Origin of the sequence: Streptomyces sp. WAC 04229 (assembly GCF_003947455.1) — a bacterium.
Lineage (GTDB): Bacteria > Actinomycetota > Actinomycetes > Streptomycetales > Streptomycetaceae > Streptomyces.
Window position 1 is genome coordinate 34,369 of sequence record NZ_QHJH01000002.1, and the last position, 18,901, is coordinate 53,269.

Annotated in this window: 15 protein-coding genes; 8 read left to right on the forward strand and 7 right to left on the reverse strand. The window is 69.9% G+C overall.

The genetic code is table 11. The features are described from left to right. Positions 1-81: 81 nt before the first annotated feature. Positions 82-1,377: an MFS transporter gene (locus tag DMH12_RS00685; RefSeq protein ID WP_185832078.1), complete on the forward strand. Its 1,296-nt coding sequence runs from the start codon at positions 82-84 to the stop codon at positions 1,375-1,377. Between the two features lie 126 nt (positions 1,378-1,503). Here DMH12_RS00685 and DMH12_RS00690 read toward each other — a convergent pair whose 3' ends face one another. Further along, the gene (locus DMH12_RS00690) at positions 1,504-1,773 is read right to left on the reverse strand and encodes a hypothetical protein (RefSeq protein WP_260473959.1); all 270 of its coding nucleotides are present in this window, start codon (positions 1,771-1,773) and stop codon (positions 1,504-1,506) included. A gap of 229 nt (positions 1,774-2,002) precedes the next feature. On the opposite strand from DMH12_RS00690, the gene DMH12_RS00695 reads away from it, so the two are divergent. Continuing rightward, the gene (locus DMH12_RS00695) at positions 2,003-4,993 is read left to right on the forward strand and encodes a tetratricopeptide repeat protein (protein ID WP_260473960.1); all 2,991 of its coding nucleotides are present in this window, start codon (positions 2,003-2,005) and stop codon (positions 4,991-4,993) included. Positions 4,994-5,137: 144 nt separating this feature from the next. Here DMH12_RS00695 and DMH12_RS00700 read toward each other — a convergent pair whose 3' ends face one another. Then, complete coding sequence (locus DMH12_RS00700) at positions 5,138-6,538, reverse strand: NAD(P)-binding domain-containing protein (protein ID WP_125489535.1); 1,401 nt, start codon at positions 6,536-6,538, stop codon at positions 5,138-5,140. A 426-nt stretch (positions 6,539-6,964) separates the two neighbouring features. Between DMH12_RS00700 and DMH12_RS00710 the strand changes: the two genes are divergently transcribed. Further along, complete coding sequence (locus tag DMH12_RS00710; protein WP_125489536.1) at positions 6,965-7,339, forward strand: helix-turn-helix transcriptional regulator; 375 nt, start codon at positions 6,965-6,967, stop codon at positions 7,337-7,339. 306 nt (positions 7,340-7,645) lie between these two features. Here the strand turns inward: DMH12_RS00710 and arsB are convergent, their stop codons facing one another. Both arsB and DMH12_RS00725 read right to left on the reverse strand, forming a co-directional pair. Beyond that, entirely contained in the window at positions 7,646-8,764 is a 1,119-nt protein-coding gene (arsB, locus tag DMH12_RS00720) for an ACR3 family arsenite efflux transporter (RefSeq protein ID WP_125489537.1), read from the reverse strand. Next, positions 8,761-9,069: a helix-turn-helix transcriptional regulator gene (locus DMH12_RS00725; RefSeq protein ID WP_125489538.1), complete on the reverse strand. Its 309-nt coding sequence runs from the start codon at positions 9,067-9,069 to the stop codon at positions 8,761-8,763. Before DMH12_RS00725 ends, arsB begins: the two co-directional genes overlap by 4 nt. A 95-nt stretch (positions 9,070-9,164) precedes the next feature. Here DMH12_RS00725 and DMH12_RS00730 point away from each other — a divergent pair, with 95 nt between their 5' ends. Further along, positions 9,165-9,584 (forward strand): arsenate reductase ArsC, encoded by a 420-nt coding sequence (locus DMH12_RS00730; RefSeq protein WP_125489539.1) that lies wholly within the window; start codon positions 9,165-9,167, stop codon positions 9,582-9,584. 135 nt (positions 9,585-9,719) lie between these two features. On the opposite strand, the gene DMH12_RS00735 is transcribed toward DMH12_RS00730, so the two are convergent. Further along, positions 9,720-10,175: a VOC family protein gene (locus DMH12_RS00735; RefSeq protein ID WP_125489540.1), complete on the reverse strand. Its 456-nt coding sequence runs from the start codon at positions 10,173-10,175 to the stop codon at positions 9,720-9,722. A 199-nt stretch (positions 10,176-10,374) separates the two neighbouring features. Between DMH12_RS00735 and DMH12_RS00740 the strand changes: the two genes are divergently transcribed. The 4 genes from DMH12_RS00740 to DMH12_RS00755 all read left to right on the forward strand — a co-directional run bounded on the left by DMH12_RS00740 (position 10,375) and on the right by DMH12_RS00755 (position 14,072). After that, positions 10,375-11,127: a flavodoxin family protein gene (locus DMH12_RS00740; protein ID WP_125489541.1), complete on the forward strand. Its 753-nt coding sequence runs from the start codon at positions 10,375-10,377 to the stop codon at positions 11,125-11,127. Positions 11,128-11,146: 19 nt separating this feature from the next. Further along, positions 11,147-12,124: a DUF5996 family protein gene (locus tag DMH12_RS00745; RefSeq protein WP_125489620.1), complete on the forward strand. Its 978-nt coding sequence runs from the start codon at positions 11,147-11,149 to the stop codon at positions 12,122-12,124. Between the two features lie 202 nt (positions 12,125-12,326). Further along, a complete protein-coding gene (locus DMH12_RS00750) occupies positions 12,327-12,761 on the forward strand; it encodes a VOC family protein (RefSeq protein WP_125489542.1) in 435 nt (144 codons plus the stop codon). A gap of 249 nt (positions 12,762-13,010) precedes the next feature. Continuing rightward, positions 13,011-14,072, forward strand: coding sequence for a pentapeptide repeat-containing protein (locus DMH12_RS00755; protein ID WP_125489621.1), 1,062 nt, complete (start codon positions 13,011-13,013; stop codon positions 14,070-14,072). Positions 14,073-14,279: 207 nt separating this feature from the next. Here the strand turns inward: DMH12_RS00755 and DMH12_RS00760 are convergent, their stop codons facing one another. Beyond that, positions 14,280-16,679, reverse strand: a complete 2,400-nt coding sequence (locus DMH12_RS00760; RefSeq protein WP_125489543.1) for a ricin-type beta-trefoil lectin domain protein — start codon at positions 16,677-16,679, stop codon at positions 14,280-14,282. A 193-nt stretch (positions 16,680-16,872) separates the two neighbouring features. Next, positions 16,873-18,624: a ThuA domain-containing protein gene (locus tag DMH12_RS00765; protein ID WP_185832079.1), complete on the reverse strand. Its 1,752-nt coding sequence runs from the start codon at positions 18,622-18,624 to the stop codon at positions 16,873-16,875. Positions 18,625-18,901 lie beyond the last annotated feature (277 nt).

An 18,901-nucleotide genomic window follows, 5' to 3' on the forward strand; every position in this document is an offset into this window, starting at 1 on the left:
CCCGGCCGAAACTGCGCAACACGGAAGATGAAGCCCTCCGCCGCACCCCGCGATGCTGAGCGGACACGGGCGAAAGGAGCGGTGACGACTGTGACGGCGACGGAGGAGCAGGACACCGGGCGGCAGGGCCGACCCGGATGGACCCGACGCGGCTTCTGGCAGGGGCCGGTCGGCTCGGTCTACGTCGCGACCCTCGTGCTGTCGGTCGGCCGTGGCGCCTGGTACGCCTGCTGGGCGCTGTTCTTCCTACGGTCCGTCGAGCTGTCGCCGGCTCAGTTCGGCGTCGGCATCACCGCTGCGGGTCTCGTCGGTATGGTCGCCGGCATGCCGGTCGGCTACCTCGCCGACCGCATCGGGCCCCGCGAGGTGCTGATGGCCGTTGCGGCGGTCCAGGGCCTGGCCACCATGTCCCTGGCGCTGGTGCACAACTTCTGGACAGCCATGCTCGCGACCACTGTCGTGGTGACGGCGGAGAAGGCGTCCCCGGGCATCCGCATCGCCGTGCTCTCCGGCCTGACCGACGGCCCCGACCGGCTCAAATCGATCAGCAACTGCCACGTCATCAAGGAGATCGGCGCGGTCGCCGGCTCCGTCATCGGCATCGTGGTGCTGACCCTCGACAACCGCCCCGGCTACGTGGGGATGGTGCTGGTCTGCGGAGCGGCCAGCCTTGCTTTCGCCGCCCTGATCGCGCGCGTCCCGCACGTCGAGTCGCTCCGGGAACGCCAGGTCACACGCAAGATGCTGGTGCTGCGCGACCGCCCGTTCCTGGTCCTCACCGTCCTCAACGGCGTCCTCGCGCTCAACTGGGGCGTGCTCGACGCGGGCCTGCCCGTCTGGATCACCTCTCACACCCAGGCGCCACCCTGGACCATGGGCGTCCTGCTGGCCTTCAACGGTGTGGTCATCGTGCTGCTGCTCAACCGCTTCACCCAGGCAGCCACCACCGTCAGAGGCGCGGGACGCATGTCGGCTCTGGCCGGGATCGCTCTTGCGGTGTCCTGCCTGGTCTTCGCGACCACGGACGGCGCCACCGCCGGCACCGTCATCGCCCTGCTGTTCGTCGCGGCCACGGTCCACACCCTCGGCGAACTCTTCTTCGTCGCCGGCGGGTACGGCCTCTCCGTGGGCATGACCCGCGAAGACGCCCACGGCGAGTACCAGGGCATGTTCGGCGTCGGCGAAGGCGCCGCGATGATGCTCGCCCCCGGTCTGCTCACGGCGCTGCTCGCCGGATGGGGCTCACCGGGCTGGGTGCTGCTCGCCGGCCTGTTCCTCGCCTCCGGAGCCGGACTCCTGTACACCAGCCGCTGGTCGATCCGCCTGGAACAACGCCGCGGTACGACCGCCGCGAAGGAACTGCAGCCGGTCGACTGACAGCCCCTCATGGCGGGGAGCGCCCCGGATCGAGTTCACGATCTCTCGCCGCTCGTGGCGCGGTGGGCGCCCGAAGTGGCGATGGTCGCCGAGCCTGCTCCTTCGGTCCACACCCGCACGCCAGGATCAACCGAGAGCAGGCGAGACCAGCAGCACGAACAGGGCAATGGGCGAGAGCAGCATCGTCGACACGTGCGCGAGCAGAGCTTTCGGCATGCGCAGCACGGCGAAAGACGTCGCACCTACCACCAGCCAGCCGAAGTACAGCTTCCCGGCAGACTGCCAAGCGGCGGTTTCCTCCGCTCGGGTGGTCGGCTCCGTGCCGACGACCCCTATGGACGCCAGGAGCAGCACGGCACACACAAGCAGGTCACCGAGAACGACGATCGAAGTCACGGGCCCGCCCGCGAGTTTGGCTTGGACCCAGGGTCGTATGGCACTCATGAGATCCGGAGCCTACCCATGCCGGCCTGACCTGTGGACGATCGTCCCGTCCCGACGGAGGTTGGCGGAGACCCTGCGCTCGGCTGACAAATGACAGGGCTGGACCGGAGACTGATGACCTGCGTCCGACGCACGTGCTTCGGATCAGTGTGCTGTCTGCCCGAACGGTGAGTCGGGCAAAATGACGGGGGCGGAGATGTCGGCATCAGGTAATCGGGGTCTGTCGAGGGGTGCGCTGATCCGGCAGCGCGCGAAGGCGCGGTTCGTGGGTCGGCGGGCGCAGTTGGCGCTGTTCGCGGAGAACTTGTCGAAGGACCCCCAGTCCGAGGAGGACCCGGCGGAGTTTCTGTTCCATGTGCGTGGTGTGGGTGGCGTGGGGAAGTCCACCCTGCTGCGGCAGTGGCAGGAGGCGGCGAGGCGTGCGGACGCGGTGACCGCGGTGGTGGACGAGAACGACGTTCACGGGGTGCAGCAGGCCTTGGTCGAGCTGGTCAGGCAGTTGGCCGAGCAGGCCGGTCCGTGCAAGGAGTTCGACAAGGCGGTCGAGCACTTCCGGCGGGAGCAGGCGGCGCGGGGGGAGCCGGTGCCCGTGGAGGGCGAGGTGTCGGTGTCGAGCCGAGTGGTGACGCAGGCTGCGTTGGGAGCGGCTTCGCTGATTCCGGGGGCTGGTGTCGTGACGGCGATGGCCAACCCGGATGCGGCGGCCCTGGGGCTGGACCGGCTCCGGTCGGCATCCCAGGCCCGTGCCAGGCGGCGGGGCGCGCGGGGTGATGAGGCGGGTTTGAGCCGGGCCTTTGTCGCGGAGCTGGAGCGGTTGTCCCGTCGCCATCGGTGGGTGGTGCTGTTCTTCGACACGTGGGAGCAGACTGCCCGCTACCTGGACGGGTGGTTGCTGAGTCTGCTGGATGAAGAGTTCGGTCCGGTGCCGGCGAATGTGATCGTCGTACTGGCGGGCCGGGACGAACTCGTGGAGCGGGAGTGGGCACCGCTGCGGGATCAGGTCACTGACGTGCCGTTGGAGGTCTTCACCGAGGTCGAGACGCGCGCGCTGCTCACCGCGCGGGGCGTGACCGATCCGGGCGTGATGGAAGCGGTGCTGCGGCTGTCCATGGGGCTGCCGCTGCTCGTGGAACTCCTCGCCCTGGCCCGTCCCGACACAGGAGCGGAAGTGGAGACGGGCGCGGACGTCGCGGACGCTGCGGTGGAGCGGTTCGTGCAGTGGATCACGGATCCCGTGCAACGCGAGGCCGTGCGGTCATGCGCGCTGCCGCTGCAGCTGAACGAGGACGTCTTCGCTGCCGCTGCCGGCCCCGGGGCGGAGGGGTTGTGGGAGTGGCTCTGCCGGCAGCCGTTCGTCAGCGGCCGCGGCGGCTTCAAGCACTACCACGCGGTGGTTCGCGCCAGCATGGTCCGCCAGCAGCGCGCCCATTCCCCTCAGAACTGGGTTTCGGCACATCTGCGGCTCGCGGACGCTCATGCCACCTGGCGTACTGCGGCCGAGGAACGGCTTTGCGAGGCCAAGCACTGGGAAGACCCGGAATGGCGCCGCCACCGCATGAACGAGACGTATCACCGGTTGTGCGCCCACCCCCCATCGCATCTGACACCCGCCATCGAAGAGGTGGTACACGCCGCGGGCCAGGATGAAGCAATCCTGCGGCAGTGGGTCGAGGCCGTGGACCAAGCCGCACATGACACCGCGGACGCCGCTCTTCTCGGCTGGTCCATACGCCTTCGAGGTGGACTCGCCGATGACGAGCCCGTCCTTGCCTGCCTCGGTGTGCTTGTCCACGGACGCCTCGGCGTGGCGGCCAGAAGCTGGGCCCACACCTACCGAGGTGAGCGCCTCTACCTCTCCGACCGCGACGAGGAGGCCCTCGTCGAGTTGGAACGCGCTGTCGCGCACGACGCCCGCAACGCCCACGCCTGGGCTGTTCGAGGGAGAGTCCACTGCTGGCTGGGCCGTAACGACGAGGCCGTCGCCGACTTCACCGCCGCGCTTGACATCGACCGCACACTCACCTGGGCCCTTGCCTACCGGGGAGAAGCCCACCGGCAGGCGGGCCGTTACGACGAGGCCGTCGCCGACTTCACCGCGGCGCTCGAAAGCGACCCCTCCGAGGCCTGGGCGCTGGCCTCCCGTGGCCAAGCACACCAGCAGGCCGGCCGATACGAGCAGGCGATCACCGACCTCACCGCCGCGCTCGACATCGACCCCGCACTCACCTGGGCAATCGCCTTCCGCGGCCACGCACATCAACAAGCCGGCCGGCTCGACCAGGCCATCACCGACCTCACCGCCGCGCTCGACATCGACCCCGGCTACACCTGGGCACTCGGCCAGCGTGGTGAAACCCACCGGCAGGCGGGCCGTTTCGGCGAGGCCGTCGCCGACTTCACCGCGGCGCTCGAAAGCGACCCCTCCTGGGCCTGGGCGCTGGCCTCCCGTGGCCAAGCACACCAGCAGGCCGGCCGATACGAGCAGGCGATCACCGACCTCACCGCCGCGCTCGCACTCGATCCCGGCTACACCTGGGCACTCAGCCAGCGTGGTGAAACCCACCGGCAGGCGGGCCGTTTCGACGAGGCCGTCGCCGACTTCACCGCGGCGCTCGACATCGACCCCACCTACGCCTGGGCGCTCGCCTCCCGCGGAGAAACCCACCAGCAAGCCGGCCACTACGACCGGGCCGTCGCCGACATCACCGCGGCGCTCGACATCGACCCCACACTCGCCTGGGCACTCAGCATCCGTGGCAGAGCACATCGGCAGGCAGGGCACCACGAAAAGGCGCGAGTGGACCTGGAGCAGGCAGTGGCGGTGAGCTCGGAAGACCTCTCCTCCAGGTTCGAGAAGATGATGTTCGACACTGTGGAGGGTCGGCTCGAATCGTGTGCGGAACAGTGGAGTGATCTGCTCGCGTCTCCCTTGTTCTCGCCGGACGAAGTCGACGTCACGGTGACGGGCCTGTTCCGCGCCTTGCTCGTCGAACCGGAAAACCGTGTGACGGAGGCAACGCGGGAGCTGCTCGCCGCGCTTCCGGGGTCGGGCAACCTCGCCGAGATATTGAGCTACTTGGCGGAACTGACAGCCGTTGGAGGTGAGGTGGCCGACCGCGCACGACTGTGCCATCACCTGATCGTCGAGCATCGCAGCACGCAAGACGAATGATCCACGAGCGCGGCGGCCGCGAGCCGGCCGTCGAACCATGCCCCGGCTCACGATCCCGTGGCGCAGAGGGCGGGCAGAGCGGCGCGGGCAGCGACCGGTCCCCTGTTCCGGTCGCGGCCCCGCACGCGGGGGTGCCCGGGGCGGTCACGAGCCGCAGCAGCCGCCCGCCGGGGCCTTCTCGGCAGCCGCCCCGATCGTGGCGGGCGCGCCGAGCTGGACGAGCTGCTGGGTGGGCGCGCAGCCGCCGGCGTCGGCCTCCCGGGCTTCGGGGGTGTCGAAGAGGCCGGCGCCGCCGCAGACTCCGGTCTCGGGCAGGGCGAGTGCGACCCGGTCGGCGGACTCGACGTCGCCGGCGATCGCGGCGGCGACGGAGCGGACCTGCTCGTAGCCGGTCATCGCCAGGAACGTCGGGGCGCGGCCGTAGGACTTCATTCCGACCAGGTACACGCCCGTCTCCGGGTGGGAGAGCTCGCGGTGGCCGTGCGGGTAGACGGTGCCGCAGGAGTGCTGGTTGGGGTCGATCAGCGGAGCCAGCGCGACCGGCGCCTGGAGTCGCTCGTCCAGGCCCAGGCGCAGCTCGTCGAGGAAGGACAGATCGGGGCGGAAGCCGGTCAGGACGATGACCTCGTCGACCGGGTCGAGGCGGCGGCCGTCCTCGCCGACCAGGATCGCGCGGCCCTCGGTGTCGCGCTCGATCGCTTCGGTGCGGAAGCCGGTGACCGCGTCCGCGTAGCCCTCGTCGAGGGCGGCCTTCGCCGCCAGGCCCAGGGCCCCGCGGGCCGGGAGCTGGTCGGCCTCGCCACCCCCGAACGTGGAGCCCGAGATGCCCCGGCGCAGCATCCACACGCCCTTCGTCCCCGCGCCGTCCTCGGACTTGGCGAGGTCGGCCAGGTAGGCGAGCGCGGTGAAGGCGGAGGCGCCGGAGCCGATCACGGCGATGCGCTTGCCCGCGTACCGGGCGCGCACAGCCGGGTCCGTGAGGTCCGGGACGCGGTAGGTGATCCGGTCCGCGGCGGCCTTCTCGCCGAGCGCGGGCAGTCCGCTGCCGCCGGCCGGGGACGGGGTGGTCCAGGTCCCGGAGGCGTCGATGACGGCGCGGGCGAAGAGGCGCTCCTCGCGGCCGTCGGCGTGGGCGACGTGCGCGACGAAGGGCTGCTGCTCGCGGTCGGCGTCCACGATGCGGTCCCGGCCCGTGCGGGAGACGCCGGTGACGATCGCGTTGTAGCGGACGCGGTCACCGAGGACGTCGGCGAGCGGCTGCAGGTACAGCTCGGTCCAGTCGCCGCCGGAGGGGTAGGCCGCCGGGTCGGGCCGTGTCCAGCCGGTGGCGGCGAGGAGCTTCTCGGCGACCGGGTCGACGACCTCGCCCCAGGTGGAGAAAAGGCGTACGTGCGCCCACTCGCGCACCGCGGCGCCGGCTCGCTGACCGGCTTCCAGGATCAGGGGCTCGATGCCCCGGTCGACGAGGTGGGCGGCGGCGGCCAGACCGGCGGGTCCGGCCCCGATCACGACGACGGGCAGCTCGGTGGTGGCGGGCGCGTTCACGACGACTCCTTGCGTGTTTCGACACCTGTCGATGGCTTGCGCGGCCCAGCATGACACCTGTATCGATGAACGTCAACATAGACATTCATCGAAGTTAGAGGTTCTGGTGATGGATTGCGTCGACGTCGCCGTGATCGGCGGTGGGCAGCCCGGCTGGTCGCCGCCGACGCGCTGCTGCGCCGCGGGCTGCGGCCGGTGCTGCTGGGGGGTGTTTGGCCGGGAGGGCGGCCGGGCCGTCACCGCGAGGGCTTGGCCGTCAGGGTGCCGGGCCGGCGTTGGTCGGGCTGGAGTGGCAGTGCGGCCTGTCGTCGAACTCGCCGTGCGGGGTGGGTCGGGACGCGGGTCGGATGGCCCGGCGCCCGGCCGCCTGCCTCGCGCGCCGGTGAGAATCTCCTGCACTGGTTCGATGTGTGTCAACATAGACGCATGTCGAATGCGAAGGTGCTGCCGCTGCTCGAGCCCGCCGAGGTCCGGGGCGTGGCGCCGTGCTGCCCGCCGCTGACCGAGCGCCCGATGACCGCGGAGGAGGCCGAGACGGCCGCGCGGATGTTCAAGGCGCTCGGTGACCCGGTCCGGCTGCGGCTGTTCTCCGCCGTGGCCTCGCACGAGGGGGGTGAGGCGTGCGTGTGCGACATCAGCGACGTCGGCGTCTCCCAGCCCACCGTGTCCCACCACCTGAAGAAGCTGAAGGAAGCCGGCCTGCTCACCTCCGAGCGGCGCGGCACCTGGGTGTACTACCGCGTCGAGCCGTCGGTGCTCGCCGCGATGGGCAAGCTGCTGACGACACCGGCCGTCGCCTGACGAGTGGACGGGCGGGGGATGTGGCGAGCGCGGAACGCATTACGCGGGCCGCGACTCACCCAGGGACCACCTGATCGTCACAGGAGCTGTGCGACCGCGCGGGCGGCGTCACGCGCCGGGCGGCCGACGCGGATGAGGGTGGCGGAAGCCGGGCCGGTGCCGGGCGCAAGCCGGTGCACCAAATGACCGTGTCCGCCAGGGTGTGGCTGGCGTCGCCCCACCGGACGCCGTCGGCGGTGAGCCGGGCGAACACCGGCATCGCGGTCGGGAGGCCGCCGCCGACCACCACCACCTCCGTGTGCTGCGTCACGGGGGCGTCGTGACAGCGTCGGCGGCGAACCGCCGTCGCCAGGAGAGGGCGACGTAGACCAGGCCGATCAGCACCGGGACCTCGATGAGCGGTCCGACGACACCGGAGAGGGCCTGTCCGGAGGTGACGCCGAAGGTGGCGATGGCGACCGCGATGGCCAGCTCGAAGTTGTTGCCCGCAGCCGTGAAGGCCAGGGTCGTAGTGCGGTCGTATGCCAGGCCCAGGCTCTTGCCGAGGAGGAAGGTGCCGAAGAACATGACCGCGAAGTAGACCAGCAGTGGCAGCGCGATCCGGGCGACGTCCAGCGGCTGTGAGGTGATCGTCTTCCCCTGGAGGGCGAAGAGGACGACGATCGTGAACAGCAGCCCGTACAGGGCCCAAGGGCCGATCTTCGGCAGGAACTCCGCCTCGTAGGCGGTGCGGCCCAGTTTGTGCTCGCCGATGCGGCGGGTGAGGAAGCCGGCCAGCAGCGGGATGCCGAGGAAGATGATGACGTTCAGCGCGATGTGCCAGACGGACACGTCCAGGCCCTGGCCGTCGCCGAGGTTCGTCCACCGGGGCAGCAGGTCGAGGTAGAACCAGCCCAGCAGGCCGAAGGCGACTACCTGGAACACCGAGTTCAGCGCGACGAGGACGGCTGCGGCTTGGCGGTCGCCGCAGGCGAGGTCGTTCCAGATGATGACCATGGCGATGCAGCGGGCGAGACCGACGATGACAAGGCCGGTGCGGTACTCGGGCAGGTCCGGCAGGAAGATCCAGGCCAGCGCGAACATCACCGCCGGGCCGACGACCCAGTTGATGACCAGCGAGGAGACCAGCAGTCTGCGGTCGCCGGTGATGCGGTCGAGCCGGTCATAGCGGACCTTGGCGAGGACCGGGTACATCATGACCAGCAGGCCGACGGCGATCGGCAGGGAGATCCCGCCGATCTCGATCTTCGCGAGCGCGTCGTTCATGCCCGGGATGATCCGGCCCAGGCCCAGGCCGACGGCCATGGCGGCGAGGATCCACACGGCGAGGTAGCGGTCGAGGGTGGAGAGCTTCCTGACGACCGAGTCGTCCCCGGCCGCGTCGGTGCTCCGGGTGCGGGCGGTGGTGGGCCCGGTGGCCGTCACGGGCAGGCCCTCTTGTTCTCGGCGGCGATACGGGCGGACTCGGCCAGCGCGGCAATCTGCTCGGAGAGCCCGGCCAAGACCTCGGGCTTGAGCCTGTAGTAGGTGAAGCGGCCACACGGCTCGGTCTCCACGATCCCGGCCTCGCGCAGCACCTTCATGTGGTTGGACAGATTGGTCTGCTTGGCTCCGGTCTCCTCGACCAGGTGCGTCGTGCAGAGCGTCTCGCGCGCCAGCAGGGTCACGATCTTCAAGCGGAGCGGATCGCCCAGCGCCCGAATCACATCAGGATCGACTGAAGTCAGCATGCGCTGATATTCTCACATCATCATTCGCTGATATCAGCGGGGGCTGAAGTCATCGGCGGCCGGGTTCCGCCATGCGACGAGAGGGAACGATCACCATGGCCGACAAGCCGTCCGTCCTGTTCGTCTGCGTCCACAACGCCGGCCGCTCCCAGATGGCCGCCGCGTGGCTGACCCACCTGGCCGGAGACCGCGTCGAGGTCCGCTCCGCCGGCTCCAGCCCCGGTGACCGGGTCAACCCGGCCGCCGTCGAGGCCATGGCCGAGGTCGGCATCGACATCTCCGAGGAGACGCCGAAGGCCCTCACCGTCGACGCGGTCCGCGAGTCGGACGTCTGCATCACCATGGGCTGCGGCGACACCTGCCCCGTCTTCCCCGGCAAGCGCTACCTGGACTGGACGCTCGAGGACCCGGCCGGACAGGGCGTCGAGGCCGTCCGCCCCATCCGCGACGAGATCAAGACCCTTGTTGAGGTGCTGATCGCCGAGATCGCCCCGAGGCCGGAGGCCTCGGCGTGAGTGAGATGCGCGAGATCGTCATCATCGGCTCCGGCCCCGCCGGATGCACCGCCGCCCACCATGCCGCCCACTCAGGCCCCTGCTGTCCGGCGGCAGCATCTTCCTCACAGCCCGCGTGAGGGAACGGGCCGTCCGCTACCCACCGGCGCCCGCGGGTGGGTCGGCGAAGACACCCTTGAGCATTCCGGTGGCCTGCCCCACCTCGATCAGGTAGCCGTCCGGGTCCCGCATGTAGCAGCGCACCTCCGCCTTGCGATCGATCGGCTCGGTCACGAACCGCGCCCCCTTCGCGCTCGCATCCGCATAGAAGGCGGCGATGTCGGCCACCCGAACGTTGAGGAAGCTGGACACCCTCGCCGGATCCCCCGGCGGCTCCAGCGAGATGCCGGGCTTGTCGGGGGTGGGTCCGCCCCCGGGATTCATGATGATCCAGCTGTTGGCGACCTTCACGATGGCCGGGTTCTCCTCCAGCACGATCTCCCCGCCCAGGACATCGGCGTAGAAGCGCCGGGAGACCGCCACGTCGCGGACGGTCAGGAAGTGAGTGAGGACCAGCCCCTCGGCCGGAGCCGGCAGGTCTTGCTGCGCCATCGTCCTTACCTCCCGAACGGAGTGTGGGGATCGAACGGACATGAGCCGAGTGCCCGCCTCCGGCCGCGCCCAGGCATCCCGCACCCCGCTCGCTTCGCCCCCGGTGGGCGTGGCGCAGTCGGCAAACCCCCTGGGCCGACCTACGGTGCTGGTCGCGGCGCTCTCGAACCGCTCACCACGCACCCAAGGGGAACCGATCATGGCAGGACCCGGAACGGAAGCAGGCGCGAGGTCCACAGACGGGAAAGGGCCCCGTTTCGACGGGCTGCGGGCACTGTTCATCAACGCCACCCTCAAACGGTCACCTGAGGTCAGCAACACCGACGGCCTCATCGACCGCAGCGTGGAGATCATGCGGCACCACGGAGCGCGGGCCGACATCGTCCGGGCCGCCGACCACGACGTCGCCACCGGCGTCTGGCCGGACATGACCGAGCACGGCGCCGCAACGGACGAGTGGCCCCAGCTCTACCGTCGCGTGATGGACGCGGACATCCTCGTCCTGTGCGGCCCCGTATGGCTCGGTGACAACAGCTCCGTCATGAAGCGCGTCGTCGAGCGCCTGTACGCCTGTTCCAGCGTGCTCAACGACGCAGGTCAGTACGCGTACTACGGCCGGGCCGCCGGCTGCCTGATCACCGGCAACGAAGACGGCGCCAAGCACTGCGCCATGAACGTCCTCTACAGCCTGCAGCACCTGGGCTACACCATCCCGCCGCAGGCCGACGCGGCCTGGGTCGGAGAGGCGGGACCGGGACCGTCCTATCTGGACGCCGGCTCCGGCGGGCCGGACAATGAATTCACCAACCGCAACACCACATTCATGACATACAACCTGCTCCACCTGGCGGCGATGCTGCGCGCGGCCGGAGGCATCCCGCCATACGGCAACCAGCGCACCGCATGGGACGCCGGCTGCCGCGCCGACTCCAGCAACCCGGAACACCGATAGCGAAGCGGAGGTGGACGCCGTGGGCCTCCAGCACTCACCCACCGCATCCGAGTCCTCGCACCGCGCAGCATGGCCCTCGCTACGGGTGGCCGACTGGACCGAAACCCGTGACACCCTGCACATGTGGACCCAGATCGTAGGCAAGCTGCGGCTGGCCCACGCCCCCATGGTCAACCACTGGTGGCAGGTGACCCTCTACGTCACCCCGAGGGGCCTGACGACCAGCTCGGTGCCCTACGGCGACGGCGCCTTCGATGCGGAGTTCGACTTCGTCGACCACCGGCTCGTCATCCGCAGCAGCGAGGGCGCGAGCCGCGACGTGGCCCTGGAGCCCAAGTCGGTCGCGACCTTCTACGCCGAAACCATGCAGGCCCTGGGCGCGCTGGGCATCCAAGCTGCCTTCCAACGGCGGCCCAACGAGGTGGAACCCTCCATCCCGTTCGCCGAGGACGAGCAGCACCGCTCCTACGACGCGACGGCGGCACACCTCTTCTGGCGCCAACTGCTCCAGGCCAACCGCCTCCTGGGCCGCTTCCGCGCGGAGTTCGTGGGCAAGGTCAGCCCCGTTCACTTCTTCTGGGGCGCCATGGACCTGGCATCCACCCGCTTCTCCGGCCGGGCCGCTCCCACCCATCCGGGCGGCGCCCCGAACTGCGGTGACTGGGTGATGGTGGAAGGCTACTCACGGGAACTCTCCAGCTGTGGATTCTGGCCCGGCGGAGGCGCCGAAGGTGCCTTCTACTCCTATGCGTACCCCGAGCCGGACGGCTTCGCCGCACATCCGGTGCGCCCCGACGGCGCCTACTACAGCACCGAGAACGGACAGTTCCTGCTGCCGTACGAGACCGTGCGCACCGCGCGCGATCCCGACCACGCGCTGATGGAATTCCTGCACACCACCTACGAGGCCGCTGCCGACCTCGGCGACTGGGACCGCGCCACACTGGAGAGTGATCCGCGCCGCTGGGACCGAACTGCATCACGAGCAGACCAGTAAGGTGCCGCCGGTGACGTCGAAGACGTGACCTGCCAGGCCGCGGGTATCACCGGCCGGACTCCTACACCCTCCGGCGGCATCGGCCAATGTCCTGGGCGCTGATCACTTGGCGTCCACAGTGCCCGGGATCCGACGCGTGACGGACGGATCCGCCCGGGGAAATGAGCAGCAGGGCGTGCCCGGCACGCGGTACGGTGCGCCGATGTCAGCGATCAAGAAGTTCCAAGTCACCTTTGACTGCCACGAGCCTGAGCGCGTCGCCCGCTTCTGGTGTGAAGCGTTGGGGTACGTCATGCCGCCGCCACCGGAGGGTTTCAGCACCTGGGACGATTTCAACCGCGCCCTTCCGCCTGAGAAGCGGGGATCGTGGTCCGCCTGCAGTGATCCCTCAGGTGTGGGCCCGCGCCTGTACTTTCAGCGCGTCCCCGAAGGCAAGACCGTGAAGAACCGGGTGCATCTCGACATCCGGGTCGGCACCGGGCTCGTGGGGGACGAGCGCCTCGCCGCACTCGAAGCAGAGTGCGCACGACTGGTCGCGCTCGGTGCGACCCACGTGCAAACGCTGTACGCCGATGAGGAAAACGAATCGTGCATCCCGATGCTGGACATCGAGGGCAACGAATTCTGTATCGACTGAACCCGGTTTCCGGACAGGGCGGGACGGGAACGGGCTGCTCGCGCTCGGGCAGTCCTCACGACTCGTGCAACCCGTGCGGCCGTTCTCATGGCGCGGGCCCGTGGCGTCACTCTTGATCGTCTTCTGAGCGGCGCCTAGGCTCCCATGCCCATGGAGACGGGGGAGCCGGACCGCGGGCGGCGGGGATGGTACGACAGGCCGGTCAGGCGTCGTATTGCCGCGGGTCTGCTGGCCGGGGCTGGTCTGGTCATGCTGGGCGTGCTGTTCGTCGTGCTGCCGGGGGTGGTGGTCGACCACGACCTCGCCGGGGCGAGCGTCGCCGCGCAGGACCGGCTGAAGGCGGTGAACGACGTCCGTACGACGCTTCTGCAGGTGGTCGGTGGCCTGGTCGTGCTCTTCGGCGCCTACGCCACCTGGCGGCAACTGCGGCTGAGTCAGGAGGGATTGCGTGCCACCCAGGAAGGCTACGTCACCGACCGATTCAGCCGCGCCGTCGACCAGCTCGGCAGCGACAAGCTGGATGTGCGCATCGGCGGGTTGCACGCGCTGTGGCGGATCGCGGAGCAGTCCACCCGAGACCGGGAGGCCATCATCTCCATTCAGGCCGCGTATCTGCGTACACACCTGCCCTGGCCGCCCGTGGGACCGGAGTCACCGGCGCCGGACGTGCCCATAAACGACATCGCACCGTTGGAGACCCGCACCGCCGACGCCCAGGTGGCGCTGACCGCGCTCGGCGTGCTCTGCCGGCGCCGGGAGGAGTCCTGGGTCAATCTCAGCGTCACTGACTTGCGCCGAGCCGACTGCGACGGGCTGTGGTTCCCCGAGGTCAACTTCGACCGCTCCTGCATGGAGGCGGCGAGTCTGTACCGTGTCAATCTGACACAGGCGTCCCTGGTCTCGGTCAACCTGCGGCACGCCGACCTCACCACCGGGGTCCTCCGTCGGGTCCGCTGCGTCCTGGCCGACCTGCGGGCCGCGAAGCTGGTCGAAACCGACTTGTGTGACGCCGACTTCACCGAGACCGACCTGCGCGAGGCGAACTTGCGCAAGGCCACCGCGCACGGTGCGGTCTTCCACCGCGCCGATCTCCGCATGGCTGACCTGCGCGGCACCGACTTGAGTAAGGCCAGTCTGGTCGAGGCACGCCTGACCGGCGCCCTGGCCAGTGAGCACACGCGCTGGCCCGCCGGCTTCGATCACACGGCTGCCGGGGTCGTCGACTCCGACGACCCCGGTCCCGAGCCCTCGCCCCTGCTCCAGCCGCCGGGGGTGACGTGGCAGGCACCGTCGCTGAGGTCCGCCCCCTGAACAAGGTGGTGAGGACCGCGGTGTCATCCGCTCACCGGGGGATGAGCCGGTCCCAGGGGAGGTCCGGGAACGGGTGGCCGAGATCCGTCCGGCATGACCGACGCCCGGCGCGCCCGCATCCGGCGCGTGCCCGTCAGGGGACACCCCCTACGAAACGCCGGTCACGTGAAGGTCGCCGCGTTCAACGTCGGACGGTGAACCTCACGGTCAGGGCAGGGTCCACTTCTGGTTGGCGCCGGTGTGGCAGGTCCACAGGTGGACCGGGGTTCCGTCGTTCCAGGTTCCGCCGGAGGCGTCGAGGCACTTGCCGGACTGCGGGTTGCGTACCGTGCCGTCGGCCTGGGGCTGCCAGGACTGCGCGCCGGAACCGTTGCAGGTCCAGAGCTGGACGCGCGTGCCGTCCGCGTTGCCGCCGCCCGAGACGTCGAGGCACTTGCCCAGCGCCGTCACCGTGCCGTCCCCGGGCAGCGCCCACCTCTGCGCGGCGGTGCCGTTGCACGTCCACAACTGGACCTTCGTCCCGTCCGCGGTCTGCGAGTTGTCGACGTCCAGGCACTTGCCGTTCACGCCCTTCACCTCACCCGTGCCGGACATCGCGCCCGGCATCCTGTTGAGCGTGTACCACGCCTCGGTGCTCCACAGGGACTCGCCGCCCGCGGAACTGAAGGGACGCGGTGAGCGGACATGGACCACCCGGTCGGCCTTGAGGCCGGGAATGGCCAGGGTGACCGTCCTGCCGTCGGCGGAGAGCGTGGCCGACCGGGCGGTGAGGGTCTCCTGGTCGATCTTGGGGCCGCCGTAGTCGGCGGTCGGGACGTAGCGCCACTGCTTGATCTTGTAGCGTCCGGCCAGGCCGGCCGCCGTCTCCTCGGACAGGGGCTGGGTGTACTCCAGCTCGAAGCCGCCGGGCACGGCGCGCATGGCGCGGATGTCGAACGCGTCCGCGCCGTTCGGCGTCAGCTTCTGGAGGCCGTGGCTGAGTTTGCCCTCCTGGCCCCAGTTGCCGCCCGCACCCAGGCCGCCCGCGTAGAGCGCTCCGTCCGGACCGATGCTGATCCGTGTGACGCCTGCCTCCAGGCCCTGGGTGAGGCGGAAGACGGCACCCTGGTACTCACCGCCGACCTTCTCCAGGTAGCCGCGCTGGACGCCGCCGTAGGTGACGTCGCCGAAGAGCATCTGCCCGGCGAACGGTCCCTCGGTCAACTGCAGTGGTGTGCTGGGCGAGTTGCCGATCTCGTTCTGCGGCAGCCACAGCACCGGCTGGGTCACCGGCTTGTTGTCGAAGGGGCCGTCCGGGTTGGTGTAGTGGTTGAAGAAGCGGTCCTGCTTGATGTGGACCAGCTTCGACGAGGGCAGCCACCCGCCCTGGTTGTCGGTGACGAAGATCCCGCCCTCGGGGCCCCACCCGATGCCGTTCGGCGTCCGCAGCCCGCCGGCGATGTAGTCGACCTTCCCCGTCTCCTTGTTCACCTTGATGGTGGTGCCGCGGTTCTGGGCCGGCTGCGGGTCGGTCGTCGCGCCGCCGTAGTCGATGGAGACGGAGAGGTTCAGGTAGAAGGAGCCGTCCTTGTAGAGCAGGCCGAAGGCGAACTCGTGGAAGTTGCCGCCGAAGGGCCAGGTCGCGACCCTGCGGTAGGTGTCGGTGACCTCGTCGCCGTTGGTGTCGTTCAGTTCGGTCAGCTCGTGCTTCTGGGAGACGTAGAGCTTTCCGTCGACGTATTTGATGCCCATCGGCTCCTTGAGGCCCGAGGCCACCTTCTTCGCCGTCACCTTGTCCGGGCCGGTGTTCCCGGTGACGTTGTCCAGGAGATAGACCTCGCCCGTGGTGTTGTTGCTGCCGCCCCAGGTGGTGATGGCCAGCCGGCCGTCCGGCAGCCAGTCCATCGCTGAGACCTGCGGCTCGAAACCCGCGGGACGCAGGTCGGTGAGGGTGTAGTTCGGATGCACTCCCGTCAGGGGCAGGCCGTCGCCCGGCGAGTCCGTGCCGCCCTCGCACTCCTTCTGGCCGGGCGCGGTCACGCGGACGACGTCGGCGTCCGTGCTGAGCGCCGAGTTCGGCACGACGGAGAAGCCGGAGGCGCCCGGGGGCTTCCAGGCCAGGGTCAGCTGCTGGCCACCGTCGCGCTCGAAGTGCTCGATGCGCAGTGAGTGGTACCCGGCCGTCAGCTCCGCGGTGCCGTCCTTCGGCTCGGGACCGTGCAGGCCGTCGTGATCGACGACCAGTTGGTCGTCGATCCAGAGGCGGGAACCGTCGTCGCTCGTGAGGCGGAAGGCGTAGCTGCCCGCCCCCGGGGCGTCGAGGTTGCCGAGCGCGTGCGTGACGAAGCCGCTTTCCAGGCCGAAGTCGTCGACCGAGGACCAGTCGATCACCGGCATCAGCTTGTCGATGTTGGGCGTCTGGCCGGCCTTGAGGGTGCAGATCCCGCTCAACGGGGTCTGCACGTCGAAGACGCGCAGGGTGACGCCCGGTTCCTGCGGGGGCGGATCGGCGGCGGCCGCGTCCTGTGCCGGGGCGGGAGACGACGACAGTCCGACGGCCAGCAGGGAGGCGACGAGCGAGCCGGCCAGGCGTCTGCCCAGGCGGTGAGGGTGCGGGCGTGGATACACGTGACCTCCTGACGGTCCCCCGGAGCGGAGGGACTCGGTCGGATGGGTGGGAGATCCACCGCGGCCGGGACGCGCCGTCGTCCCGGACTCGGCAGGGTGCGGACGGGGACTGGAGCCGCCCCCGCGTCTGGCTCGGTGAGGTGTCTCAGGAACGTGCGGTCTCCGTCGGGGCCGGTTCCTCAGGCCCGGTTCCTCAGGGGAGGGCCCACTTCTGGTTGGCGCCGGTGTGGCAGGTCCACAGGTGGACCGGCGTTCCGTCGTTCCAGGTTCCGCCGGAGGCGTCGAGGCACTTGCCGGACTGCGGGTTGCGTACCGTGCCGTCGGCCTGGGGCTGCCAGGACTGCGCGCCGGTGCCGTTGCAGGTCCAGAGCTGGACGCGGGTGCCGTCCGCGCTGCCACCGCCGGAGACGTCGAGGCACTTCCCCAGTGCCTTCACCGTGCCGTCTCCCTGCACCGTCCACTGCTGCGCGGCGGTGCCGTTGCACGTCCACAACTGGACCTTCGTACCGTCCGCGGTCTGCGAGTTGTCGACGTCCAGGCACTTGCCGTTCACGCCCTTCACCTCGCCCGCGGACGGACCGGCGTTCAGTACCTTGGCCCGGATGTTGCGGAACGACACCGTGTCGCCGTCACCGTGGTTCTGGATGCCGACGTGTCCCTGGCGGAGGCTGCGGGCGGGGTCGGTGTTGGTGAAGTCGTTGATCTTGCGGCCGTTGAGGAAGATCTCCAGCCGTTCGCCGGTGACGCGGAGTTCGTAGGTGTTCCAATCTCCGGGCGGGTTGAGCGCGGCGTCCCGTGCGGCGATGTCCGCCGCCTGGAACCCGTACACGGAGCCCGTGGTGCGGTCCGGGGAGTCCGTGGCGTCGATCTGGATCTCGTAGCCGTTGTCGACCGCGGACCAGGGGTCGTCGGAGGCCGGGAAGCCGAGGAAGACACCGGAGTTGGAGTCGTCGTCCATCTTCCAGTCCAGCTTCACGGAGTAGTCACCGGTGAACTCCCTGGCGGTGTACCACATCATGCCGAGGCCGCCGTACGACGTCAGGGAGTCGTCGGCGAGCGTGAAGCCGCCGGGGCCCGCCTGGCTCCAGCCGCTGGTGCCGGAGCCGTCGAAGAGGCTGGTGTAGCCGGTCTCCGGACGGCAGTCCGCCTCGGTCACGCCGGCCGCCCACCGGACACCGCCGAGCAGGTGGCGGCGGAACTCGGCCTGTCCGTAGGACTCGTCGGTGTGGCCGCCACCGGTGTAGAAGGCACGGCCGCCTTCGTAGTCCTTGCACCAGGCGATCGGATGGTCGCCCGACATGGAGCCGCCGGAGTAGCTCGACTCGTCCAGCGAGGCCAGGACGCGGGCGGAGGCACGCGGGTTGGTGCGGTAGTTGTACCACTCGTCGGTGCGCTGCCAGGCCCGGTCGAGATGGGCGGTGGCGTCGTGGGCCCGGTCCTCGACCCGGACGGTGGCGGACTGGACGGCGGGATGGGACTGGAAGAGGGCGCCCGCCAGACCCTCGTAGAACGGCCAGTCGTACTCGGTGTCGGCCGCCGCGTGCACGCCGACGTAGCCGCCGCCGTTGTTGATGTACTGCTCGAAGGCCGTCTGCTGGGCGTCGTTCAGCACGTCACCCGTGGTCGACAGGAAGACCACCGCCTCGTAGGGGGCCAGCCCGGCGGTCGTGAAGGCTCCCGCGTCCTCGGTGGCGTCGACGGTGAAGTTGTTGGCCGTTCCCAGTTCGCGCAGGGCCGCCAGTCCGTCGTCGATCGAAGAGTGGCGGAATCCGGCCGTCTTGGAGAAGACCAGGACCTCGTAATGGGGGTCGGCGGCTGCCGGCGCCGCCCGAGCGGTGGGCGCCGACGGCGGAGACGGTCTCTCGGGCGCTGCCACGGCGTACGGCGTGGCACTCAGCGCTGCCGCCGCGATCAGGGCCAGGGTGCCGATCAGTTTTCTGTGCAAGACGGCGTCATCTCCTTCATTGAGAGGGGGACGGACTCACGGAGTTGCGCAGTGAGGGAGGGGGAGATCCCGTCGGAAGGCGTCTCGGACACCGGTCCCCCCCCCGCACCGCGCACGAGGGCGGTGCGGGGTTCAACGGGCATGCCGGGGCGCGTCGCCGGGGCATCCCGGACGAGATGACGGGCGAGTCGCCCCGGCGAAGCTCACATCGCGAGATCGGGCACGGGACGGGGCCCGGAGTTCCCGGCCGTCAGGCCTCGACGTCCGGGCATGCTGT

What these genes read in the sequence shown, in the direction of transcription:
- DMH12_RS00695 (WP_260473960.1), top strand. Translation starts at nt 2,003, where the DNA reads ATGACGGGGGCGGAGATGTCGGCATCAGGTAATCGGGGTCTGTCGAGG.
- DMH12_RS00710 (WP_125489536.1), top strand. Translation starts at nt 6,965, where the DNA reads ATGTCGAATGCGAAGGTGCTGCCGCTGCTCGAGCCCGCCGAGGTCCGG.
- DMH12_RS00725 (WP_125489538.1), bottom strand. Translation starts at nt 9,069, where the DNA reads ATGCTGACTTCAGTCGATCCTGATGTGATTCGGGCGCTGGGCGATCCG.
- DMH12_RS00730 (WP_125489539.1), top strand. Translation starts at nt 9,165, where the DNA reads ATGGCCGACAAGCCGTCCGTCCTGTTCGTCTGCGTCCACAACGCCGGC.
- DMH12_RS00735 (WP_125489540.1), bottom strand. Translation starts at nt 10,175, where the DNA reads ATGGCGCAGCAAGACCTGCCGGCTCCGGCCGAGGGGCTGGTCCTCACT.
- DMH12_RS00740 (WP_125489541.1), top strand. Translation starts at nt 10,375, where the DNA reads ATGGCAGGACCCGGAACGGAAGCAGGCGCGAGGTCCACAGACGGGAAA.
- DMH12_RS00750 (WP_125489542.1), top strand. Translation starts at nt 12,327, where the DNA reads ATGTCAGCGATCAAGAAGTTCCAAGTCACCTTTGACTGCCACGAGCCT.
- DMH12_RS00755 (WP_125489621.1), top strand. Translation starts at nt 13,011, where the DNA reads ATGCTGGGCGTGCTGTTCGTCGTGCTGCCGGGGGTGGTGGTCGACCAC.